We start from the raw sequence: 18,169 nt of genomic DNA on the forward strand, positions 1-18,169 counted from the left end.
GAGGCGTCGCTCGGTGAGTACGAGCTCAAAATGCTGATGTACCACGAGTAAATTCCGCTTTTTCGCTCGTTTTCGCCTTGTCTCGCTCCTGCTCGCGAGATCATGAACACGTCCTGTGAAGCGCCGTATCTTGGCCGCGCTCAAGCTACCAGGCCGCTCACGGCCTGCGCGGCCATGGCCAAACCAACCACCAGCATCAGCCCGGCCGACAGATAAGGCGCGCGCCGCGCCCACTCGCCCACCCCGCCGAAGCGGGCATCAGCCTTGCGCACGCCCCAAGCGGCCAGCAAGCCGACGCTGACCAGCGCCATGGCCAGGCCCAGGCTGAACGACGCCACCAGGGTCGCGCCCAGGGAAAAATGCTTCAGATGCAGGCATAACAGCAGAATGGTCACCGAGGCTGGGCACGGTATCAGGCCGCCGGTCAGGCCGAACAAGGCGATCTGGACATTACCGACCTCACGGCCAGCAAAGCGCCGCTGGATCTGCTCGGCGTGAGCCCTCTCATGGGCATCCTGATAAATCGACACCGTTTCCGGCCCACGCCGCAGACTCTTGGCCGGCCCCGCCTCCGCCGCGCGACGATAAGGCCCGGCCTGCGCCGCGTCGAGCGGTGACGTCAGCCGCAGCGGATAATGGTGCGCATGGCCGCCATGAGCCAGCCGCAAGGCCCCGATACGGGCTCCCGCCGGCAACGGCGCGCTCAACAGATACTCCCCCTCAGTTTCGAAACCGGACTCGCCCGCGCGGCCATCCAAGCACCACTCCAGCGTCAGGCCCTGTCCAGCCGGCTTTGCTCGCCGCAGTCCGGCGCCATACTGGTACAAGGCCACGCGCGCGACCGTCCCCGGCAGAAGCACGACCTCCAGCAAGCCGTGTCCGGTATCTATCATGCGGCCGCCATGAGGCGCTTGCCGCATCGCCCGTGCAGCCAGATTATCGCGCCAGGTGCGCCACAACATCCAGCCCGCCACCGTCAAGACCACCACGGCCGAGAACAACATCAAATACGGCTCGGCCTGCTCCGCGATCAGCTGATTGCCGTATTTGAGCGCCAGCCCCGCCAGCAGCCACACGATCAAGGAATGCGACAGGGCCGCGCACAAGCCCAGCAGCACCGCCTGGCCCAGACTGCCGCGGATGGCGATGATGAAGGACGCCATCATGGTCTTGGAATGCCCTGGCTCCAGCCCGTGCAGCGCGCCCAGCAGAATAGCGGATGGAATGAACAGCCAGAGATTGATGTTTCCTTGTTGAATCAGCTCGGCGATTGGCGGCATCTGTGACCTTCTCTACAATGAGTTCCGTTTGACCGCCGCGGCGGGCTCGCATCAGCGCCCCGCGGCAGAATGGCGTTCAATATACTATACCCCAGTATATTACCAAGAAAAGGAAACCGCGCGCATGCCGCACACCGTGAAAGACAAGAAAAAGCTATTGACCCGCGTCCGCCGCATCAAGGGCCAGGCCGAAGCGCTGGAGCGCGCGCTGGAACAGGAAGTCGATTGCTCGGCGATATTGCAGCAGATCGCCGCGGTGCGCGGCGCCGTCAACGGCCTGATGATGGAAGTGATGGAGGGCCATCTGCGCGAGCATCTGGGCCCGGACGCGGCCGATCCCGCGCAACGCAGCCGGGACCTGGAACAGGTGGTGGGCGTCTTGCGCTCCTATCTGAAATAAGAGCCCCTGACAAAACCGCGCAGCGCACCTGAGCCAAGGCGCGCCGACGCAGACAGTACCAGTAGTGCGACAAGAAGGCGCAACGCAGGATCAGGGGTTTTGTTAGCGGGTCTAAGAACCTGTTTACGATCTGCTGCGCGTCGGCGATACGGCGTTGAAAACCGTTTCGAAATGCTCATGTACCGCTTGTACATTCCGCTTTCTCAACGGTTTTCGCCTTGTCTCGCCCTAGCTCACAAGATCGTAAACACGTTCTAAGCGCGCAAAAAAATTGGGAGGGCTAAGCCCTCCCATCAAGTCTTGTAGCCAGGAGTGTTACAAGAAATCCTGCGCCGCCGGCCATCCGCCCGCGGCGCGTCAATAAGCGATCGCGCTTATTTCCAGTTCTGCGGCAGCTTGTAGCCCGCGTATTTCTGCTTGGCGTAAGCCTGGAAGGCCGGCGAGTTGTATGCCGCCACCACATCCTTGGCCCAGGGCTTGCCGGCGTCCGCCGCGCGCACCACACCCCAGTTCACATAGGCGTAGCTCTTTTCCTGATACACCGCCTCGGTCAGCTTGATGCCGGAACTGGTGGCGAAATTGCCGTTGATCACCGCGAAGTCCACGTCGCTGCGCGAACGCGGCAGTTGCGCGGCTTCCAGCGGGATGATCTTGATCTTCTTCACATTGACGGCGATGTCGCGCTCGGAAGCGGTCAGCGGATTGATGCCCGGCTTCAGCTTGACCCAGCCCAGGTCGGCCAGCATCACCAGCGCGCGGGCGAAGTTGGACGGATCGTTGGGCGCGGCCACGGTGGAGCCCACCTTGACGTCCTTCAAGGCCTTGACCTTGCCGGCGTAAACGCCCAGCGGCGCGGTCGGCACTTGGAACGCCTCTTTCAGGCTCAGCTTGTGCTCTTTGGCGAAGTTGTCCAGATAAGGCTTGTGCTGGAATACATTCACGTCCAGCGCGCCTTCCTGCAAGGCCAGGTTCGGACGCACATAGTCGGTGAATTCCACCAGTTTGACCTTATAACCCTGCTTTTCCAGGATGGGCTTGATCGACTGCTTGACCATATCGCCGAAGTCGCCGACGGTGGTGCCGATCACGATATCCTTCTTGGCCGGGTCCGCCGCCAGCGCCGCGCCGGCCACCGCCAGTCCCAATACCGAAGCCGCCACTGCCTTGATCACGAATCTGCGCATCTGTTTCTCCTGCTTGTCATTGATAGATAAAGGGTTCACCCTGCCGGCGCCAGGCGCCGGCGGATGTCAACGTTTGTCCAGCTTGGCCGCCAGGCGGTTGCCCAGCAGTTGAATGATCTGCACCAGCGCCACCAGCAGCAGCACCATGGCCACCATCACATCGGTCTGGTAACGGTAATAGCCGTAACGGATCGCCAGATCGCCGATGCCGCCGCCGCCCACCACCCCCGCCACCGCGGTATAGCTGAGGAAGCTGATGGTCAGGATGGTCAGGCTGGAAATCAGGCCGGAACGGGCTTCATTGATCAGCACCTTGCAGATGATCTGCAGCGGGCTGGCCCCCATCGCCTCGGCCGCTTCCACCACGCCGCGCGGGATCTCGCGCAGCGTCTGCTCGACCAGGCGGCCGAAATACGGAATCGCGGCGAAGGCCAGCGGCACCGAGGCGGCGATGGGGCCTATGGTGCTGCCCACCAGCACCCGTGTCAGCGGCACCAGCGACACCATCAGAATGATGAAGGGGAAGGAACGCACCAGGTTCACCGTCCAGCCCAGCACGCCGTTCAGCGCGCGGTTGGCGAATTGCTGACCCGGCTGGGTCAGATAGAGCACGATGCCGAGCGGACCGCCCAGCAAGATGGCGGCGCTCAAGCCCAGGCCCAGCATCACCATGGTTTCCTGCAGCGCCTGCCAGATCTCCGGTCCCATGCTCACCAGGTTCTGCACGGCTTCGTTCAGGGTTGCGGCATCCATTACGCGGCCTCCAGCAGCGAGCGCGCCAGATCGGAATCCGCCGCCACGACATTGTTCGACACTTCCACCACTTCCACCACCCGGCCGGCGTCCAGCGCCGCCGCGCGGTGGCAGATCGCCCGCACCACGCCCATTTCATGGGTGACGATGACGATGGTGACGCCAAAGCGCTGATTGATGTCCTTCAGGCACTCCAGCACCGCTTGGGTGGTTTTCGGGTCCAGCGCCGAGGTCGGCTCGTCGGCCAGGATCACCTTGGGATTGGGCGCCAGCGCGCGGGCGATGCCGACACGCTGCTTCTGGCCGCCGGACAATTGCGCCGGGTAATGGTTGGCGCGGTCCAAGAGGCCCACCACTTCCAGGCATTCATTGACGCGCTTGTCGATATCCGCCTTGGACCAGCCGGCCACTTCCAGCGGAAAGGCGACATTGCCGGCCACGGTGCGGTTGGCCATCAGATTGAATTGCTGGAACACCATGCCGATGTTCTGGCGCGCGCGGCGCAGCGCCTTGGCGGACAAGCTGGTCAGGTCTTCGCCGTCGACGATGACCGCGCCGTGGTCCGGGCGTTCCAACAAATTGATCAGCCGCAGCAAGGTGGACTTGCCGGCGCCGGAAAAACCGATCAGGCCGAAGACTTCACCCGGGCGGATGGTCAGAGAGGTTTCCGTCACCGCGTCGAACCAGCCACCCTCGGGGTGGCGAAACCGCTTGCGGACATTCTGTAGATGAATCATTCCAAACACTCCAAAAGCACAAGGCCCGCCGATTGGAGCCGGCGGGCCTTGCATGGGAATCTTCGGAATCACTGCTGAATCGAGATTACTGTAAGCAGATGCTGGATCACGTCCTGGGTCTGCTTACCCACGCTTTAGCTGTTTTACGCCCGCAAGCTGTGTTCAAATCGGCGACTAAATTTGTTTATGATTGAACATCTATTTTCGTTTCCAGTCAATACCCGCCACCCAAAAAAACCGGTATTTGTCGCATCCGACACCAAAGTCACCATCTTTTAATACTAGGGGTTATAAGCAAATAAGCAAAGCACGCACACCCAAAGCGTCAGCACAATAAAAAACCGCCGTCAGCAATCGCTAGCGGCGGTCCATTTGGCCTTGCGCCGAACTTACTGCGCGTCGGCCAGGCCTTGTTTGCCCATGGTGACGCTGTACTTCTGGCGCAGGGTATCCAGATAGCTGGACAGCTGGGCATTGGCGTTCATCTCGCCCAGGATGGCGCCCAGCTGGCCACGCTCGGCCTCGCTGGCGGCCGGAGCCGGGATCACTTTGTCGATGCGATAAAGCGCATAATCGCCGTTGTCGCGCTTGGCGCCGGCGAAGGCCGGCAGCTTGCCCGCCTGGGCGGCGAAGACCGCGCGCGCATCGGCGATCGGCAGACCGGCCGGATCGCGGCGCAGCACGGTCTTGGCTTCGCCCCAGGCCTTGCCCTCGCCCTTGCCCGCCTTCAGCTCGGCCAACAGCGCCTGCCCCTTCTTCTCGGCCAGCTTGGCGCCTTCCTTGGCCACCAGCTCCGCCTTGATCGCGTCGCGCACCTCGTCCAGCTTCTGCTGGCGTTCCGGCTGATGATCGGCCACGCGCAGCACCAGCAGGCGGCCATTGCCGATGTCCACCGGCTCGCTATTGTGCTTTTTCTTCAGCACGTCTTCGCTGAACGCCGCTTCCAGCACTTTCGGACTATTGAGCAATGCGTCCGTCGCCGGCTTGTCGCGCCCCAGCCAATCCGAATGCTGCGGCTGCAGCTTCAGCTGTTCCGCGATCGCTTTCAGCGAATCGCCCTGCTGATAAGCCAGTTCGGCCAGCTTGTCCGCCTGAGCGCGGAACAGGCTGCCGGCCTGCTGGCGCTGCAGCTTCTCGGCGATAGCCGCCTTGACCTCGGTGAAGTCGCGCGACTTCACTTCCGCCAGCTTGATGATGTGGTAGCCGAAGTCGGTGGTGATCACCTCGCTGATCTGGCCCGGCTGCATGCGGAACACCGCGTCGTCGAAGGGCTTGACCATCATGCCGCGATCGAAGAAGCCCAGATCGCCACCATTGGCGGCGGAGCCCGGGTCTTGCGACTTGGCCTTGGCCAACTCGGCGAAGCGGGTCGGATTGGCGCGCACTTCCTTCAGCAAGGCCTCGGCCTCGGCCTTGATCTTGGCCTTTTGCTCCGGCTTGGCGTCCTTGGGCACGGTCAGCAGGATGTGGGACGCGCGGCGCTGCTCATTGCTGAACTCGGCCTTGTGCTGTTCGTAGTATTTCTGCAGCTCGGCGTCGCTGGGCTTGACACTCTGCGCCAGCGCGTCCTGGGACAGCAGCACGTAGTCCAGCTTCACCTGCTCCGGCAGGCGGAAGCGCTTGGCGTTGGCGTCGTAGTATGCCTTGAGCGCGGCGTCGTCGGTCTTGACCTCAGCGGCGAAGTCCGCCGGCTTCAGCAGCAGCGCGCGCACTTCGCGGCCCTCGCCCAACAAGCCGGCCAGGCGGCTGACCACGGTATTCGCGACGAATTCGGTGCCGGCGATGCCGGTCAGCTGGCTTTGCAGCACGATGTCGCGCTTGACCTGGGTTTCGAAGGCCTCGGGCGACGGATAGCGGTTCTGCAGGAATTCGCGGTAGCGCGTCGGGCTGAATTTACCGTTGTCCTGGAAGGCGGGGATGGAGGCGATGACTTTGCGCAACTGCTCGGGGCTGACGGTGACGCCACGGTCATGCGCGTCGGACAGCAGCAGCTCTTGGCGAATCAGGTTTTCCAGCGCGGCCTGGCGGCTGGCGGAATCGGTGGGCTGGCCTTCCAATGCCCGATCCAGATCGCGCTTGTAAATCTTGGCGGAACCCACCTTGGCGAGATAAGGGTCGTCGGAAGCTGCTTCATAACTGCCCACGCCGAAGCCCACGAAGGTCAACGCGACAGCTCCCAAGACAACCTGAATGAAGACTTTATTGTTCTGGACAAACTCGAACATGGCGATTGGCTTGAGCCACCCTTGTCAAAAAAAAAGGTGAACGCTGTAGTTCGTTCACCTTTTTGTGAGTTCTGGCGGAGCGGACGGGACTCGAACCCGCGACCCCCGGCGTGACAGGCCGGTATTCTAACCAACTGAACTACCACTCCAACCGAAACTTGGTGGGCGTTGACGGAGTCGAACCGCCGACATTCTGCTTGTAAGGCAGACGCTCTACCAACTGAGCTAAACGCCCCTCGAAACACCTTGCCAGCCCTTAGAGGCTGCCAAGGCCGCTAATTATAGCGCGTCTTTCAGTGCCTTGCCAGCACGGAACTTCGGCGAACGTGCTGCCGGGATCTTGATGGTTTCGCCGGTTTTCGGGTTGCGGCCGCTGCGTTCTGCGCGCTCGCCAACGTAGAAAGTGCCGAAGCCCACCAGCGTCACGGTGTCGCCCTTTTTCAGAGCGTCGGTTACAGCAGCCACCATGCCATCCAGCGCCTTGGCGGCGGCAGCTTTGGAGATATCGGCCTCAGCGGCAATAGCATCAATCAGTTCAGACTTGTTCACGTAAGTCCCCTTTCGTCGTTCTCGGTCTACGTAATTCGGATAAAAACCGCTTGCTTTATAGCAAGGGCGAAATCCTTGTGTCAAGCGGCTTTGACGGGCATTTTGCCATTTCGCAAACCCGCTGGAAAGCCGCTTGAACACAAGTTATTCAACGTTCGGCTAAGGCCATGATTCTTAATGCTTCATCACGGACACGCCTTGCGCTGCCTCCTGCGTCGCTCGCAACTCCTCCGCCGGCTTTTCTTCTTCCGACAAAGGCTCCGGCTGTCGCTCCAACGCCAAGGCCAAGACTTCGTCTATCCACTTAACGGCATGGATTTCGATTTTATGCTTGATATTGGCGGGAATTTCAACCAAATCTTTTTCATTGCCCTTGGGGATCAACACATGCTTGATCCCGCCGCGATGCGCGGCCAGCAGCTTTTCCTTCAGGCCGCCGATGGGCAGTACTTCGCCGCGCAGCGTGATCTCGCCGGTCATCGCCACATCGGCGCGCACCGGAATGCCGGTCAGGACGGACACCAGGGCCGTGGTCATCGCGATGCCGGCACTGGGGCCGTCTTTCGGCGTCGCCCCTTCCGGCACGTGGATGTGCATATCGCTCTTCTCGTAGAAGTCCGGCTTGATGCCCAGCGAACGCGCGCGGCTGCGCACCACGCTCATCGCCGCGGTGATGGATTCCTGCATCACCTCGCCCAGCTGGCCGGTGCGGATGATATTGCCCTTGCCCGGCAGCGACACCGCCTCGATGGTCAGCAATTCGCCACCCACCTCGGTCCAAGCCAGGCCGGTGACCTGGCCGATGCGGTTCTCGTCCTCGGCGATGCCGTAATCGAAACGGCGCACGCCCAGGTATTTGTCCAGGTTGCGGCCGCTGACCGTCACCTTGGCCGCCTTGCCGGCCTTCAGCGAGGCGCTGGTCACCACCTTGCGGCAGATCTTGGCGATTTCGCGGTCCAGGCTGCGCACGCCGGCTTCACGGGTGTAGTAGCGCACGATGTCGCGCAGCGCGGTCTCCTGCACCGCCAACTCGCCCTCCTGCACGCCGTTGGCCTTCATCTGCTTGGGCAACAGGTATTTGGTGGCGATATTGACCTTCTCGTCCTCGGTGTAGCCGGCGAGACGAATGATTTCCATCCGGTCCAGCAGCGCCGGCGGAATGTTCAGCGAGTTGGCCGTGGCCACGAACATCACATCGGACAAGTCGAATTCGACTTCGGCGTAATGGTCGATGAAGGAGTGGTTCTGCTCCGGGTCCAAGACTTCCAGCAGGGCCGACGACGGATCGCCGCGGAAGTCCGCGCCCATCTTGTCCACTTCGTCCAGCAGGAACAGCGGGTTCTTCACCGCCGCCTTGCTCATGTTCTGCAGCACCTTGCCCGGCATCGAGCCGATATAGGTGCGGCGATGGCCGCGGATCTCGGACTCGTCGCGCACCCCGCCCAGCGCCATGCGCACGAACTTGCGGTTGGTGGCGCGCGCCAGCGACTGGCCCAGCGAGGTCTTGCCCACGCCCGGCGGTCCCACCAGGCACAGAATGGGCGCCTTGAGCTTGTCGACGCGCTGTTGCACCGCCAGGTACTCCAGAATACGTTCCTTGACCTTTTCCAGGCCGAAGTGATCCTCGTCCAGCACTTCCTCGGCCTTGGCCACGTCCTTGCTGATCTTGGTCTTCTTCTTCCACGGCAGCTCAAGCAGGGTGTCGATGTAGTTGCGCACCACGGTGGCTTCCGCCGACATCGGCGACATCATGCGCAGCTTCTTGAGCTCGGACATCGCCTTCTCGCGGCCTTCCTTGCTCATGCCGGCGGCCTTGATCTTGTTTTCCAGCTCGTCGAGGTCGCTGACCTCGTCCATCTCGCCGAGCTCTTTCTGGATCGCCTTGACCTGCTCGTTCAGGTAGTACTCGCGCTGGCTCTTTTCCATCTGCCGCTTGACGCGGCCGCGGATGCGCTTCTCCACCTGCAGGATGTCGATCTCGCCTTCCAGCTGCGACATCAGATGCTCGAGGCGCTGCTGCACATCGAACATCTCCAGCACTTCCTGCTTCTGCTCCAGCTTCAGCGGCAAGTGGGCGATGATGGTGTCGGCCATGCGGCCGGCGCGGTCGATGCCGGCCAGCGAGTTCAACACCTCGGGCGGGATTTTCTTGTTCAGCTTGACGTACTGCTCGAACTGGGCGAGCAGCGCGCGGCGCATCGCCTCGGTCTCGGTCGATTCCTCGGCCTCCGGGCTCAGCGGCTTGAAGGCGCCGACGAAGCATTCGTCCTCTTCGCCCACCGATTCGATCATCGCGCGCTGACGGCCTTCGACCAGCACCTTGACGGTGCCGTCCGGCAGCTTGAGCATCTGCAATACCGAGGCGATGGTGCCGACCTGATACAGGTCGTCGGCGGACGGTTCGTCCTTGGAGGCCGAGCGCTGGGCCACCAAGAGGATTTGCTTGCCCTCGTCCATCGCCAGCTCCAGCGCGCGGATGGATTTGGCGCGGCCGACGAACAGCGGGATCACCATATGGGGGAAGACCACCACGTCGCGCAGCGGCAGCAATGGCAGCGTGGCTTCTTCTTTGAGTTCTGCGGGTTGCGGCATATCACCTAACCTTGCTTATGAAACAATGCTTGGGAGATGGGGGGGCGGACGACAAAATTCAACACCCCCATACTAAATCAGATTTCCGGCTCTACAAATAAAAAACCGCCCGGTTTGGGCGGTCTCCGGAAGCGCGGCGGACTATCAGGCCGACTGCGCCTTATCGTCCTTGTCGCGATAGATGAACAGCGGCTTGTCGCCCTTGTCGATAACCTTTTCATCCACCACCACTTTTTCCACGTCGGCCATGGACGGCAGCTCGTACATGGTGTCGAGCAGCGCCCGTTCCAGAATGGAACGCAGGCCGCGCGCGCCGGTCTTGCGGTTCAGCGCCTGCTTGGCGATCACGCGCAAGGCGGACGGACGCACTTCTAGCTCCACCGACTCCATCGAGAACAGCTTCTGGTACTGCTTGATCAGCGCGTTCTTCGGCTGAGTCAAGATAGTGACCAGCGCTTCCTCGTCCAGCTCCTCCAGCGTCGCGGCCACCGGCAGGCGGCCGATCAGTTCCGGAATCAGACCGAAACGGATCAGATCCTGCGGCTCCACTTCCTGGAACAGCATGGACAGGCTCTTGCCGTCGTCCTTGGAGCTGATGTCGGCACCGAAGCCGATGCCGCCCTTTTCCGAGCGCTGGCGAATGATCTTCTCCAGCCCGTCGAAAGCGCCGCCGCAAATGAACAGGATATTGGTGGTGTCCACCTGGATGAATTCCTGGTTCGGATGCTTGCGGCCGCCCTGCGGCGGAATCGAGGCCACGGTGCCCTCGATCAGCTTCAGCAGCGCCTGCTGCACGCCCTCGCCCGATACGTCGCGGGTGATGGACGGGTTTTCAGACTTGCGCGAGATTTTGTCGATCTCGTCGATGTAGACGATGCCGCGCTGGGCCTTGTCCACGTCGTAATCGCACTTCTGCAGCAGCTTCTGGATGATGTGCTCGACATCCTCGCCCACATAACCCGCTTCGGTCAGCGTGGTGGCGTCGGCGATGACGAAGGGCACGTCCAGCAAACGCGCCAGTGACTGGGCGAGCAGGGTCTTGCCGGAGCCGGTCGGGCCGATCAGCAAGATGTTGCTCTTGGCCAGCTCGACCTCGTTCTTGCTGGCCGGGCTGTTCAGACGCTTGTAGTGGTTGTACACCGCCACCGACAGGGTCTTCTTGGCGAAGTCCTGGCCAATGATGTACTGGTCCAGGTCCGCGCGGATTTCCTGCGGCGTCGGCAGCGGACGGTCTTCAGAGACGGACGCGGCATCGCCGACGCCCTTCTCCAGCTCCTCGCGAATGATGTCGTTGCACAGCTCGACGCATTCGTTGCAGATGAAGACCTGCGGCCCTGCGATCAGGCGCTGGACTTCATGCTGGCTCTTGCCGCAGAAAGAGCAGTAGAGAAGCTTTTCATTGCTGTTCTTGTCAGCCATTGGCGGATTCCATCGCTCCTTAAGCTGTCACGTCCTTGTGGGACGTCAGCACTTTGTCGATCAAGCCGTAAGCCTGTGCCTCGTCGGCGGACATGAAGTTGTCGCGCTCGGTGTCGGCCACCACGCGCTCCAGCGGCTGGCCGCTATGCTTGGCCAGCAGTTCGTTCATCTTGGCCTTGACCTTGACCAGTTCACGCGCATGGATTTCGATATCGGTGACCTGGCCGGACAGGCCGCCGCCGTACAGCAGCGGCTGGTGGATCATCACCCGGCTGTTGGCCAGCGCGAAACGCTTGCCCGCGGCGCCGGCGGCGAGCAGGAAGGCGCCCATGCTGGCGGCCTGGCCGATGCACAGGGTGGAGACATCCGGCTTGATGAAGTTCATCGTGTCGTAAATGGACATGCCCGCGGTAATCGACCCACCCGGCGAGTTGATGTAGAAGTGAATGTCCTTGTCCGGATTTTCCGATTCAAGGAACAACATCTGCGCCACAACCAGGTTGGCCGACTCATCCGTGACAGGGCCCACCAGGAACACGATGCGTTCCTTCAGCAGACGCGAGTAGATGTCATACGCGCGCTCGCCGCGGCCGCTTTGTTCCACCACCATGGGCACCAGGCCCAGACCTTGAGGTTCCATCATCGATTTCATCGGCCACTCCAGCTGTTATCAGGCGTTGTTGCCCATCAGGGCGTCGAAGGACAGTTCTTTCTCTACAACATTGGCCTTGGACAGCACAAATTCAACCACATTGTCTTCCAGGACCATGGAGGTCGGGCCTTCCAGGCGATCCGGGCTGGCGTAGTACCAGGTCAGCACTTCAGCCGGATCTTCGTAGCTGTCGGCGAACTCGGTGATCATGGCCTTGATTTGGTCCTGCTTGGCTTCCAGCTTGTTGGATTCCACCACTTCGGACAGGATCAGACCCAGGGCCACGCGGCGCTCGGCTTGCTGAGCGAACAGTTCCGGCGGGAACGGCATGTCCTTGACGTTCATGCCGCGCTGTTGCATGTCGCGACGGGCCTGCTCGACCAGACGGCCGATTTCCAGGCTGACCAGGGCTTTCGGCAGTTCGATCTCGGTGGCGTCCAGCAGCGCCTGCATCACGTTTTCCTTGGTGCGGGCCTGCAGGCGGCGCTTCACTTCGCGCTCGACGTTCTTGCGGATTTCGGCGCGCATTTTTTCCACGTCGCCGTCGGCGATGCCCAGTTGCTTGGCGAACTCATCGTTCACTTCCGGCAGCACGGCTTCAGCCACGTTCTTCAGCAGGATCTCGAACACGGCGGTTTTGCCGGCCACGTCCTTGCCATGGTAGTCCTCGGGGAAGCTCACTTCCACGCTCTTGATCTCGCCTTCCTTCATGCCGGTGACGCCGGCTTCGAACTCGGCCAGCATCTGGCCCTGGCCCAGCACGAAGGGGAAGTTCTCGGAAGAGCCGCCTTCGAAGGCCACGCCGTCGATGGCGCCCTTGAAGTCGATGATCACGCGGTCGCCGGCGGCGGCTTCGCGCTCAACGCGGTTGTAGCGAGTGCGCTGCTTGCGCAGGATGTCGATGGTTTTCTCGATCTCGGCATCGCTCACCGGGGTCAGCGGCTTCTCGATTTCCTTGCCGGCCAGTTCGCCCACCTTCACTTCCGGGTAAACCTCGAAAGTAGCGGCGAACTTGAAGCTTTCCTTGTCGTCGCCGGCGGCTACCGGCTCAAAGCGCGGGTAGCCGGCAACGCGCAGCTTCTGCTCGCTCACGGCGGAGTAGAAACCCTGTTGAACCTGTTCACCCATCACTTCTTCACGCACCTGGGCGCCGTAGTTCATTTCCACGATCTTCAACGGAGCCTTGCCCGGGCGGAAACCTTGGATCTTGGCGTTGCGGGCTACGCGCTTCAGGCGCTCGGCCACTTGCGCGTCGATGGCTGCCAGCGGCAGGGCGATGTTCATGCGGCGCTCAAGATTGCTCAATGTTTCCAGCTGTACTTGCATGTTAAATCCTTAGTGTGTGACAGGTTTAGTCATCTGGGACGGTACGACGCCACGGATAGGCGGACTCGGCGGGCATTGCCGCATCTCCATTACCGCACCTCCAAGTGGCGCTGCGCGGAGTTACACCGCGCACCCAACGCGAAAGCGGACAGTATAGCACGCGGCCCGCGCTGGCAAGTAGCCGCCCGGCCAGCCCGGCGTCACGGCCAGCGCAGGACGGCGGGCTCGCCGCGGGCGCCGCCGGCGCCGCGCGCAAGCCAAGTTTTTGAATCGACGGATGAATGCGCGCGTGATTTTGAACAGAGACAGGTCAGGTCGATAGGCCGGCGGCGACACGCCGATAAAAGATTTCAATCAGCGATGTTGAATATTCCAATCAAGCGAACGCTTAACCTTGCCCCGCCGCTCTTGTATATTGTCAGCCGAAACGCCCGCGCCCGGCGCGCGCGCTGCCCGAAAGAGTCCGCTCTTGGATTCCGGCGGACAGGCACCATACTTCAGAACTGAACGACTCAACCACGGCTCCAATCAGGCCGTCCGGTTCGACGCAATCGGTTTCATTACCCGCTTTTCACACAGGAAAACATCATGACCACGACTCGCCACAGTCCCCTGCTGATTCTGGGTTCCGGCCCCGCCGGCTATACCGCCGCCGTTTACGCCGCGCGCGCCAACCTGAAGCCGGTGCTGGTGACCGGCCTGGCGCAAGGCGGCCAGCTGATGACCACCACCGACGTGGACAACTGGCCTGCGGACGCGGCCGGCGTGATGGGCCCGGAACTGATGCAGCGCTTTCAGCAGCACGCCGAGCGCTTCGGCACCGAGATCCTGTTCGACCACATCCACACCACCCATCTGCACGAAAAGCCGATCCGCCTGGTCGGCGACGCCGGCGAATACACTTGCGACGCGTTGATCATCGCCACCGGCGCCTCGGCCAAATACCTGGGCCTGGCGTCCGAAGAAGCGTTCAAGGGCAAGGGCGTGTCCGCTTGCGCCACCTGCGACGGCTTCTTCTACCGCAACCAGGACGTGGCGGTGATCGGCGGCGGCAACACCGCGGTCGAGGAAGCGCTGTACCTGGCCAATATCGCCAAGCACGTGACCCTGATCCATCGCCGCGACACCTTCCGCGCCGAGAAGATCCTGATCGACAAGCTGATGGACCGCGTCAAGGAAGGCAAGATCAGCCTGAAGCTGAACGCCACCCTGGACGAAGTGCTGGGCGATGATTCCGGCGTCACCGGTCTGCGCCTGAAGTCCATGCAGGACGGCAGCACTGAAGAGATCAAGGTGCTGGGCCTGTTCGTCGCCATCGGCCACCAGCCCAACACCGAGATCTTCAAGGGCCAGCTGGAAATGGACGGCACCGGCTACCTGATCACCAAGAGCGGCCGCGAAGGCAACGCCACCGCCACCAGCGTGGCGGGCGTGTTCGCCGCCGGCGACGTGCAGGACCACATCTACCGCCAGGCGGTGACCAGCGCCGCTTCCGGCTGCCAGGCCGCCCTGGACGCGGAACGTTATCTGGACAGCCTGAAGTAAACACTTGAAAGCGTTCAAAAAAGCGCTACAAGGCCTGCGCCAGCAGGTGCGCGATTCCCGCGCGCCGGCTGGCGTTTCCGTTTCCGCCGCCCCGCCGGCCGAGCCGGAACCGGACTTCCGCCAGCTATTCCGCGACGTCAAGCCGCTGAAACCGGATGGCCGCCATACCAGCCCGCGCGCCAAGCCCAGCCCGCACCCGCGCCGCCGCCACGCCCACGAGACGACGTCGGAGGCGGTGCAGCAGGCCTTGTTGCAGCAGATGGTGGGCTGGTTCGAACCGGCCGAGATCGACACTCATTTCGCCCGTCCAGGCATGCCCTCCGCCACGCTAAAGAAACTGCGCGCCGGTTTCTGGCCGGTCAGCCGCCAGCTCGACCTGCACGGCTGCGACCGCTACCAGGCCCAGGATGCGCTGGCGCTGTTCCTGCACCAGGCGCGGCGCCACGGCCCTTGCGTGCGAGTGATACACGGCAAGGGCTTCGGCTCCAACGGCCAGCCGGTGCTCAAGCGCATGGTGCGCGCCTGGCTCAAGCACCACCCCGATGTGCTGGCCTTTTGCGAGGCCGGCGAAACCATGGGCGGCGCCGGCGCCTTGCTGGTGCTGCTGCGCCGCGAACACGCGCCGTGAAAATTTCGTTACCCATTCCCATTGTCTAACCGGGCGGGAATCCGCTAATCTCAAGACAAGGCGGACGCACCACCCAGTTCCACCACAGGAGTTATTGCATGTCCGGCACTGCTTGCCCCGACTTCACCCTGCCCGGCACCGCCGGCGTCTCGTTTCAGCTGTCCTCCAGCCCAAAGCCGCTGGTGATCTACTTCTACCCCAAAGACAACACGCCCGGCTGCACCAATGAAAGCATGGACTTCCGCGATCTCCATGCCGAATTCGCCGCGGCCGGCGCCGTCGTCGTCGGCATTTCCCGCGACGGCCTGAAGTCCCACGAAAACTTCAAGGCCAAGCTGGAGCTGCCGTTTGAACTGCTGTCCGACCAAGAGGAGACCGTCTGCAATCTGTTCGGCGTCATCAAGATGAAGAATATGTATGGCAAACAAGTCCGAGGCATTGAGCGCAGCACCTTCGTGATTGACCGGAACGGCGACATCGCGCGCGAGTGGCGCGGCGTCAAAGTGCCCGGCCACGCCGCGGCGGTGCTGGACTTCGTCAAGACGCTCTAAAAAACCGCGTCGGGGCCGGCCAGCTTCCGGGCCGCCCCACGATAAAACCAGGGGATCATCATGGCCAGCCGCAAAAAAGTCAGCGCCAGCAAGCTGTTTGTTCTCGATACCAACGTATTGCTGCACGACCCCACCTGCTTGTATCGCTTCGAAGAACACGATGTGTTCATCCCCATCATCACGCTGGAAGAACTGGACACCCACAAGAAGGGCATGTCCGAAGTGGCGCGCAACGCCCGTCAGGCCAGCCGCTTCCTGGACGAGATCGTCAGCGGAGCCGAAGCGGAGATCGAATCCGGCATACCGCTAAAAAGCGCCAGCCGCGACGCCGCCACCGGCAAGCTGATCCTGCAGACTCAGGCGATACACAGCGTGCTGCCGCCGTCGCTGCCGGTGGGCAAGGCCGACAACCAGATTCTCGGCATCGTGATGGCATTGAAGGAGCTGCAGCACGGCCGCTCGGTGATCCTGGTGTCCAAGGACATCAATATGCGCATCAAGGCCCGCGCATTGGGCCTGGACGCGGAAGACTACTTCAACGACAAGGTGCTGGAAGACACCGACCTGCTCTACACCGGCACCCGCGAGATCGACGAGAGCTTCTGGGAACGCAACGGCAAGGACATGAAGTCCTGGCAGGAACAGGGGCGCAGTTACTACCAGGTCAAGGGCCCGGACGGCCAGAACCTTTACGTCAACCAGATGCTGTGGCAGGAAGGCGCCCAGCCGCTGCAAGCGCGCGTGACCCAGGTGGAGGGCAAGAGCGCGGTGCTGCAGACGCTGAAGGATTACAGCCATCACAAGAACAATGTCTGGGGCATCACCGCGCGCAACCGCGAACAGAATTTCGCCCTCAATCTGCTGATGGACCCGGAAGTGGACTTCATCACCCTGCTGGGCCAGGCCGGCACCGGCAAGACCCTGCTGACGCTGGCCGCCGGCCTGGCGATGACGCTGGAGCAGAAGCTGTACTCGGAAATCATCATGACCCGGGTCACCGTGCCGGTGGGCGAGGACATCGGCTTCCTGCCCGGCACCGAGGAAGAAAAGATGGCGCCGTGGATGGGCGCGCTGGAAGACAATCTGGATGTGCTCAACAAGAGCGACGACGACGGTGGCGACTGGGGCCGCGCCGCCACCCGCGATCTGATCCGCTCCCGCATCAAGGTCAAATCGCTGAACTTCATGCGCGGCCGCACCTTCCTCAATAAATACCTGATCATAGACGAGGCGCAGAACCTGACGCCCAAGCAGATGAAAACGCTGATCACCCGTGCCGGCCCCGGCACCAAGGTGGTCTGCCTGGGCAATATCTCGCAGATCGACACCCCCTACCTGACCGAGGGCAGCTCCGGCCTGACCTATGTGGTAGACCGTTTCAAAGGCTGGGAGCATTCCGGCCACATCACGCTGCAGCGCGGTGAGCGCTCGCGGCTGGCCGACCACGCGGCCGAAGTGCTGTGATGCATCCACGCCTGGAACTGCTGCATCAGGCTCCGGCAACAACGGCGGCGCGTCTCGCGCCGCCGTTGTTGTTCGTGCATGGCGCCTTTTGCGGCGCCTGGTGCTGGCGGGAGAATTTCATGCCCTGGTTCGCCCGACAAGGCTACGATTGCTGGGCGCTGAGCCTGGAAGGCCACGGCGGCAGCGAGGGTCGGGACTACCTGGCCGCGATCGGCGTCGACGACTATGTGCGCAATCTCGACGCAACGCTCAAACAACTACCGGCCGCGCCGGTGATGGTCGGCCATTCCATGGGCGGCTTTGTCGCGCAGCAATACCTGAGCCGCCACAAACTGCCCGGCGCCGCCTTGCTGGCCTCGGTACCGCCCGGCGGGCTCGCCTCGTCCAGCCTGCGGCTGCTGACGCAGGCGCCGGCGCTATTCCTCAAGCTCAATATGTACCAGCACGGCCTGTACGACCCGGAGTTCGTCGAACTGAAAGACATGCTGCTGTCGCCGGATGCGCCGGAATCGGCGGTGGAACTGCTGATCAGCCGCTGCCAGCAGGAAAGCCAGCGCGCCTTGATGGACATGACCCTGGTCAATCCGCTGGCCAACCGGCCGCTGGCGAAGATGCCGGCGCTGGTGCTGGGCGCGGCCGAGGACAAGCTCGTAGGGCCGGAAGACGTGGTCGCCACCGCGCGGCGGCTGGATGTGGCGGCGGACATCCTGCCCCATCTCGGCCACATGATGATGCTGGACACGCGCTGGGAGAGCGCGGCGGAATGGCTGGCCAGCTGGCTGGAACGGCAGTTTCCGGAAGACTGGAATCAGGCGCTCAGCGCCTGAGAACCTGTTTACGCACTGCTGCGCGTCATGAGACGTG

General features: G+C 62.3%; 16 protein-coding genes and 2 tRNA genes. 6 read left to right on the forward strand and 12 right to left on the reverse strand.

Annotation, left to right across the window (positions count from 1 at the left end; genetic code table 11):
• Window positions 1-140: 140 nt before the first annotated feature.
• Entirely contained in the window at window positions 141-1,280 is a 1,140-nt protein-coding gene (locus VI26_RS25260; protein ID WP_048411019.1) for a sulfite exporter TauE/SafE family protein, read from the reverse strand.
• 124 nt (window positions 1,281-1,404) lie between these two features.
• On the opposite strand from VI26_RS25260, the gene VI26_RS17380 reads away from it, so the two are divergent.
• Window positions 1,405-1,680: a metal/formaldehyde-sensitive transcriptional repressor gene (locus tag VI26_RS17380; protein WP_048411117.1), complete on the forward strand. Its 276-nt coding sequence runs from the start codon at window positions 1,405-1,407 to the stop codon at window positions 1,678-1,680.
• A gap of 374 nt (window positions 1,681-2,054) precedes the next feature.
• Here the strand turns inward: VI26_RS17380 and VI26_RS17385 are convergent, their stop codons facing one another.
• From VI26_RS17385 to tig, 11 genes are all read right to left on the reverse strand, one after another.
• On the reverse strand, window positions 2,055-2,864 hold the full coding sequence (locus tag VI26_RS17385; protein ID WP_048411020.1) for a MetQ/NlpA family ABC transporter substrate-binding protein: 810 nt from the start codon (window positions 2,862-2,864) through the stop codon (window positions 2,055-2,057).
• Window positions 2,865-2,930: 66 nt separating this feature from the next.
• Window positions 2,931-3,617 carry a methionine ABC transporter permease gene (locus VI26_RS17390; RefSeq protein ID WP_048411021.1) on the reverse strand — a complete coding sequence of 229 codons (687 nt, stop codon included), beginning with the start codon at window positions 3,615-3,617 and terminating at the stop codon, window positions 2,931-2,933.
• On the reverse strand, window positions 3,617-4,354 hold the full coding sequence (locus VI26_RS17395; protein WP_048411022.1) for a methionine ABC transporter ATP-binding protein: 738 nt from the start codon (window positions 4,352-4,354) through the stop codon (window positions 3,617-3,619). Before VI26_RS17395 ends, VI26_RS17390 begins: the two co-directional genes overlap by 1 nt.
• Before the next feature lie 389 nt (window positions 4,355-4,743).
• A complete protein-coding gene (locus tag VI26_RS17400; RefSeq protein ID WP_048411023.1) occupies window positions 4,744-6,579 on the reverse strand; it encodes a SurA N-terminal domain-containing protein in 1,836 nt (611 codons plus the stop codon).
• A gap of 72 nt (window positions 6,580-6,651) precedes the next feature.
• Window positions 6,652-6,728, reverse strand: a tRNA-Asp gene (locus VI26_RS17405).
• A gap of 10 nt (window positions 6,729-6,738) precedes the next feature.
• Window positions 6,739-6,814: transfer RNA gene (locus VI26_RS17410), tRNA-Val, on the reverse strand.
• Between the two features lie 44 nt (window positions 6,815-6,858).
• Window positions 6,859-7,128 (reverse strand): HU family DNA-binding protein, encoded by a 270-nt coding sequence (locus VI26_RS17415; protein WP_043572292.1) that lies wholly within the window; start codon window positions 7,126-7,128, stop codon window positions 6,859-6,861.
• Window positions 7,129-7,302: 174 nt separating this feature from the next.
• A complete protein-coding gene (gene lon / locus VI26_RS17420) occupies window positions 7,303-9,720 on the reverse strand; it encodes an endopeptidase La (RefSeq protein ID WP_048411024.1) in 2,418 nt (805 codons plus the stop codon).
• Between the two features lie 144 nt (window positions 9,721-9,864).
• The gene (clpX, locus tag VI26_RS17425; RefSeq protein WP_048411025.1) at window positions 9,865-11,139 is read right to left on the reverse strand and encodes an ATP-dependent Clp protease ATP-binding subunit ClpX; all 1,275 of its coding nucleotides are present in this window, start codon (window positions 11,137-11,139) and stop codon (window positions 9,865-9,867) included.
• A gap of 19 nt (window positions 11,140-11,158) precedes the next feature.
• Complete coding sequence (clpP, locus tag VI26_RS17430) at window positions 11,159-11,791, reverse strand: ATP-dependent Clp endopeptidase proteolytic subunit ClpP (RefSeq protein ID WP_048411026.1); 633 nt, start codon at window positions 11,789-11,791, stop codon at window positions 11,159-11,161.
• 18 nt (window positions 11,792-11,809) lie between these two features.
• Entirely contained in the window at window positions 11,810-13,117 is a 1,308-nt protein-coding gene (tig, locus tag VI26_RS17435; RefSeq protein WP_048411027.1) for a trigger factor, read from the reverse strand.
• 588 nt (window positions 13,118-13,705) lie between these two features.
• Between tig and trxB the strand changes: the two genes are divergently transcribed.
• The 5 genes from trxB (at window position 13,706) to VI26_RS17460 (ending at window position 18,132) form a co-directional block, all read left to right on the forward strand.
• On the forward strand, window positions 13,706-14,662 hold the full coding sequence (trxB, locus tag VI26_RS17440) for a thioredoxin-disulfide reductase (protein ID WP_048411028.1): 957 nt from the start codon (window positions 13,706-13,708) through the stop codon (window positions 14,660-14,662).
• A gap of 4 nt (window positions 14,663-14,666) precedes the next feature.
• Window positions 14,667-15,290, forward strand: coding sequence for a Smr/MutS family protein (locus tag VI26_RS17445; protein ID WP_048411029.1), 624 nt, complete (start codon window positions 14,667-14,669; stop codon window positions 15,288-15,290).
• A 98-nt stretch (window positions 15,291-15,388) separates the two neighbouring features.
• The gene (locus tag VI26_RS17450; RefSeq protein ID WP_048411030.1) at window positions 15,389-15,841 is read left to right on the forward strand and encodes a peroxiredoxin; all 453 of its coding nucleotides are present in this window, start codon (window positions 15,389-15,391) and stop codon (window positions 15,839-15,841) included.
• Window positions 15,842-15,901: 60 nt separating this feature from the next.
• Window positions 15,902-17,305, forward strand: coding sequence for a PhoH family protein (locus tag VI26_RS17455; protein ID WP_048411031.1), 1,404 nt, complete (start codon window positions 15,902-15,904; stop codon window positions 17,303-17,305).
• Window positions 17,305-18,132, forward strand: coding sequence for an alpha/beta hydrolase (locus VI26_RS17460; protein WP_231581044.1), 828 nt, complete (start codon window positions 17,305-17,307; stop codon window positions 18,130-18,132). Before VI26_RS17455 ends, VI26_RS17460 begins: the two co-directional genes overlap by 1 nt.
• Window positions 18,133-18,169: the final 37 nt, after the last annotated feature.

Origin of the sequence: Chromobacterium sp. LK1 (genome assembly GCF_001043555.1) — a bacterium.
Classification (GTDB): domain Bacteria; phylum Pseudomonadota; class Gammaproteobacteria; order Burkholderiales; family Chromobacteriaceae; genus Chromobacterium; species Chromobacterium aquaticum.

What these genes read in the sequence shown, in the direction of transcription:
- VI26_RS17380 (WP_048411117.1), top strand. Translation starts at nt 1,405, where the DNA reads ATGCCGCACACCGTGAAAGACAAGAAAAAGCTATTGACCCGCGTCCGC.
- VI26_RS17385 (WP_048411020.1), bottom strand. Translation starts at nt 2,864, where the DNA reads ATGCGCAGATTCGTGATCAAGGCAGTGGCGGCTTCGGTATTGGGACTG.
- clpP (WP_048411026.1), bottom strand. Translation starts at nt 11,791, where the DNA reads ATGAAATCGATGATGGAACCTCAAGGTCTGGGCCTGGTGCCCATGGTG.
- VI26_RS17400 (WP_048411023.1), bottom strand. Translation starts at nt 6,579, where the DNA reads ATGTTCGAGTTTGTCCAGAACAATAAAGTCTTCATTCAGGTTGTCTTG.
- VI26_RS17390 (WP_048411021.1), bottom strand. Translation starts at nt 3,617, where the DNA reads ATGGATGCCGCAACCCTGAACGAAGCCGTGCAGAACCTGGTGAGCATG.
- VI26_RS17395 (WP_048411022.1), bottom strand. Translation starts at nt 4,354, where the DNA reads ATGATTCATCTACAGAATGTCCGCAAGCGGTTTCGCCACCCCGAGGGT.
- VI26_RS25260 (WP_048411019.1), bottom strand. Translation starts at nt 1,280, where the DNA reads ATGCCGCCAATCGCCGAGCTGATTCAACAAGGAAACATCAATCTCTGG.
- lon (WP_048411024.1), bottom strand. Translation starts at nt 9,720, where the DNA reads ATGCCGCAACCCGCAGAACTCAAAGAAGAAGCCACGCTGCCATTGCTG.
- VI26_RS17450 (WP_048411030.1), top strand. Translation starts at nt 15,389, where the DNA reads ATGTCCGGCACTGCTTGCCCCGACTTCACCCTGCCCGGCACCGCCGGC.
- VI26_RS17460 (WP_231581044.1), top strand. Translation starts at nt 17,305, where the DNA reads ATGCATCCACGCCTGGAACTGCTGCATCAGGCTCCGGCAACAACGGCG.
- VI26_RS17455 (WP_048411031.1), top strand. Translation starts at nt 15,902, where the DNA reads ATGGCCAGCCGCAAAAAAGTCAGCGCCAGCAAGCTGTTTGTTCTCGAT.
- clpX (WP_048411025.1), bottom strand. Translation starts at nt 11,139, where the DNA reads ATGGCTGACAAGAACAGCAATGAAAAGCTTCTCTACTGCTCTTTCTGC.
- trxB (WP_048411028.1), top strand. Translation starts at nt 13,706, where the DNA reads ATGACCACGACTCGCCACAGTCCCCTGCTGATTCTGGGTTCCGGCCCC.
- tig (WP_048411027.1), bottom strand. Translation starts at nt 13,117, where the DNA reads ATGCAAGTACAGCTGGAAACATTGAGCAATCTTGAGCGCCGCATGAAC.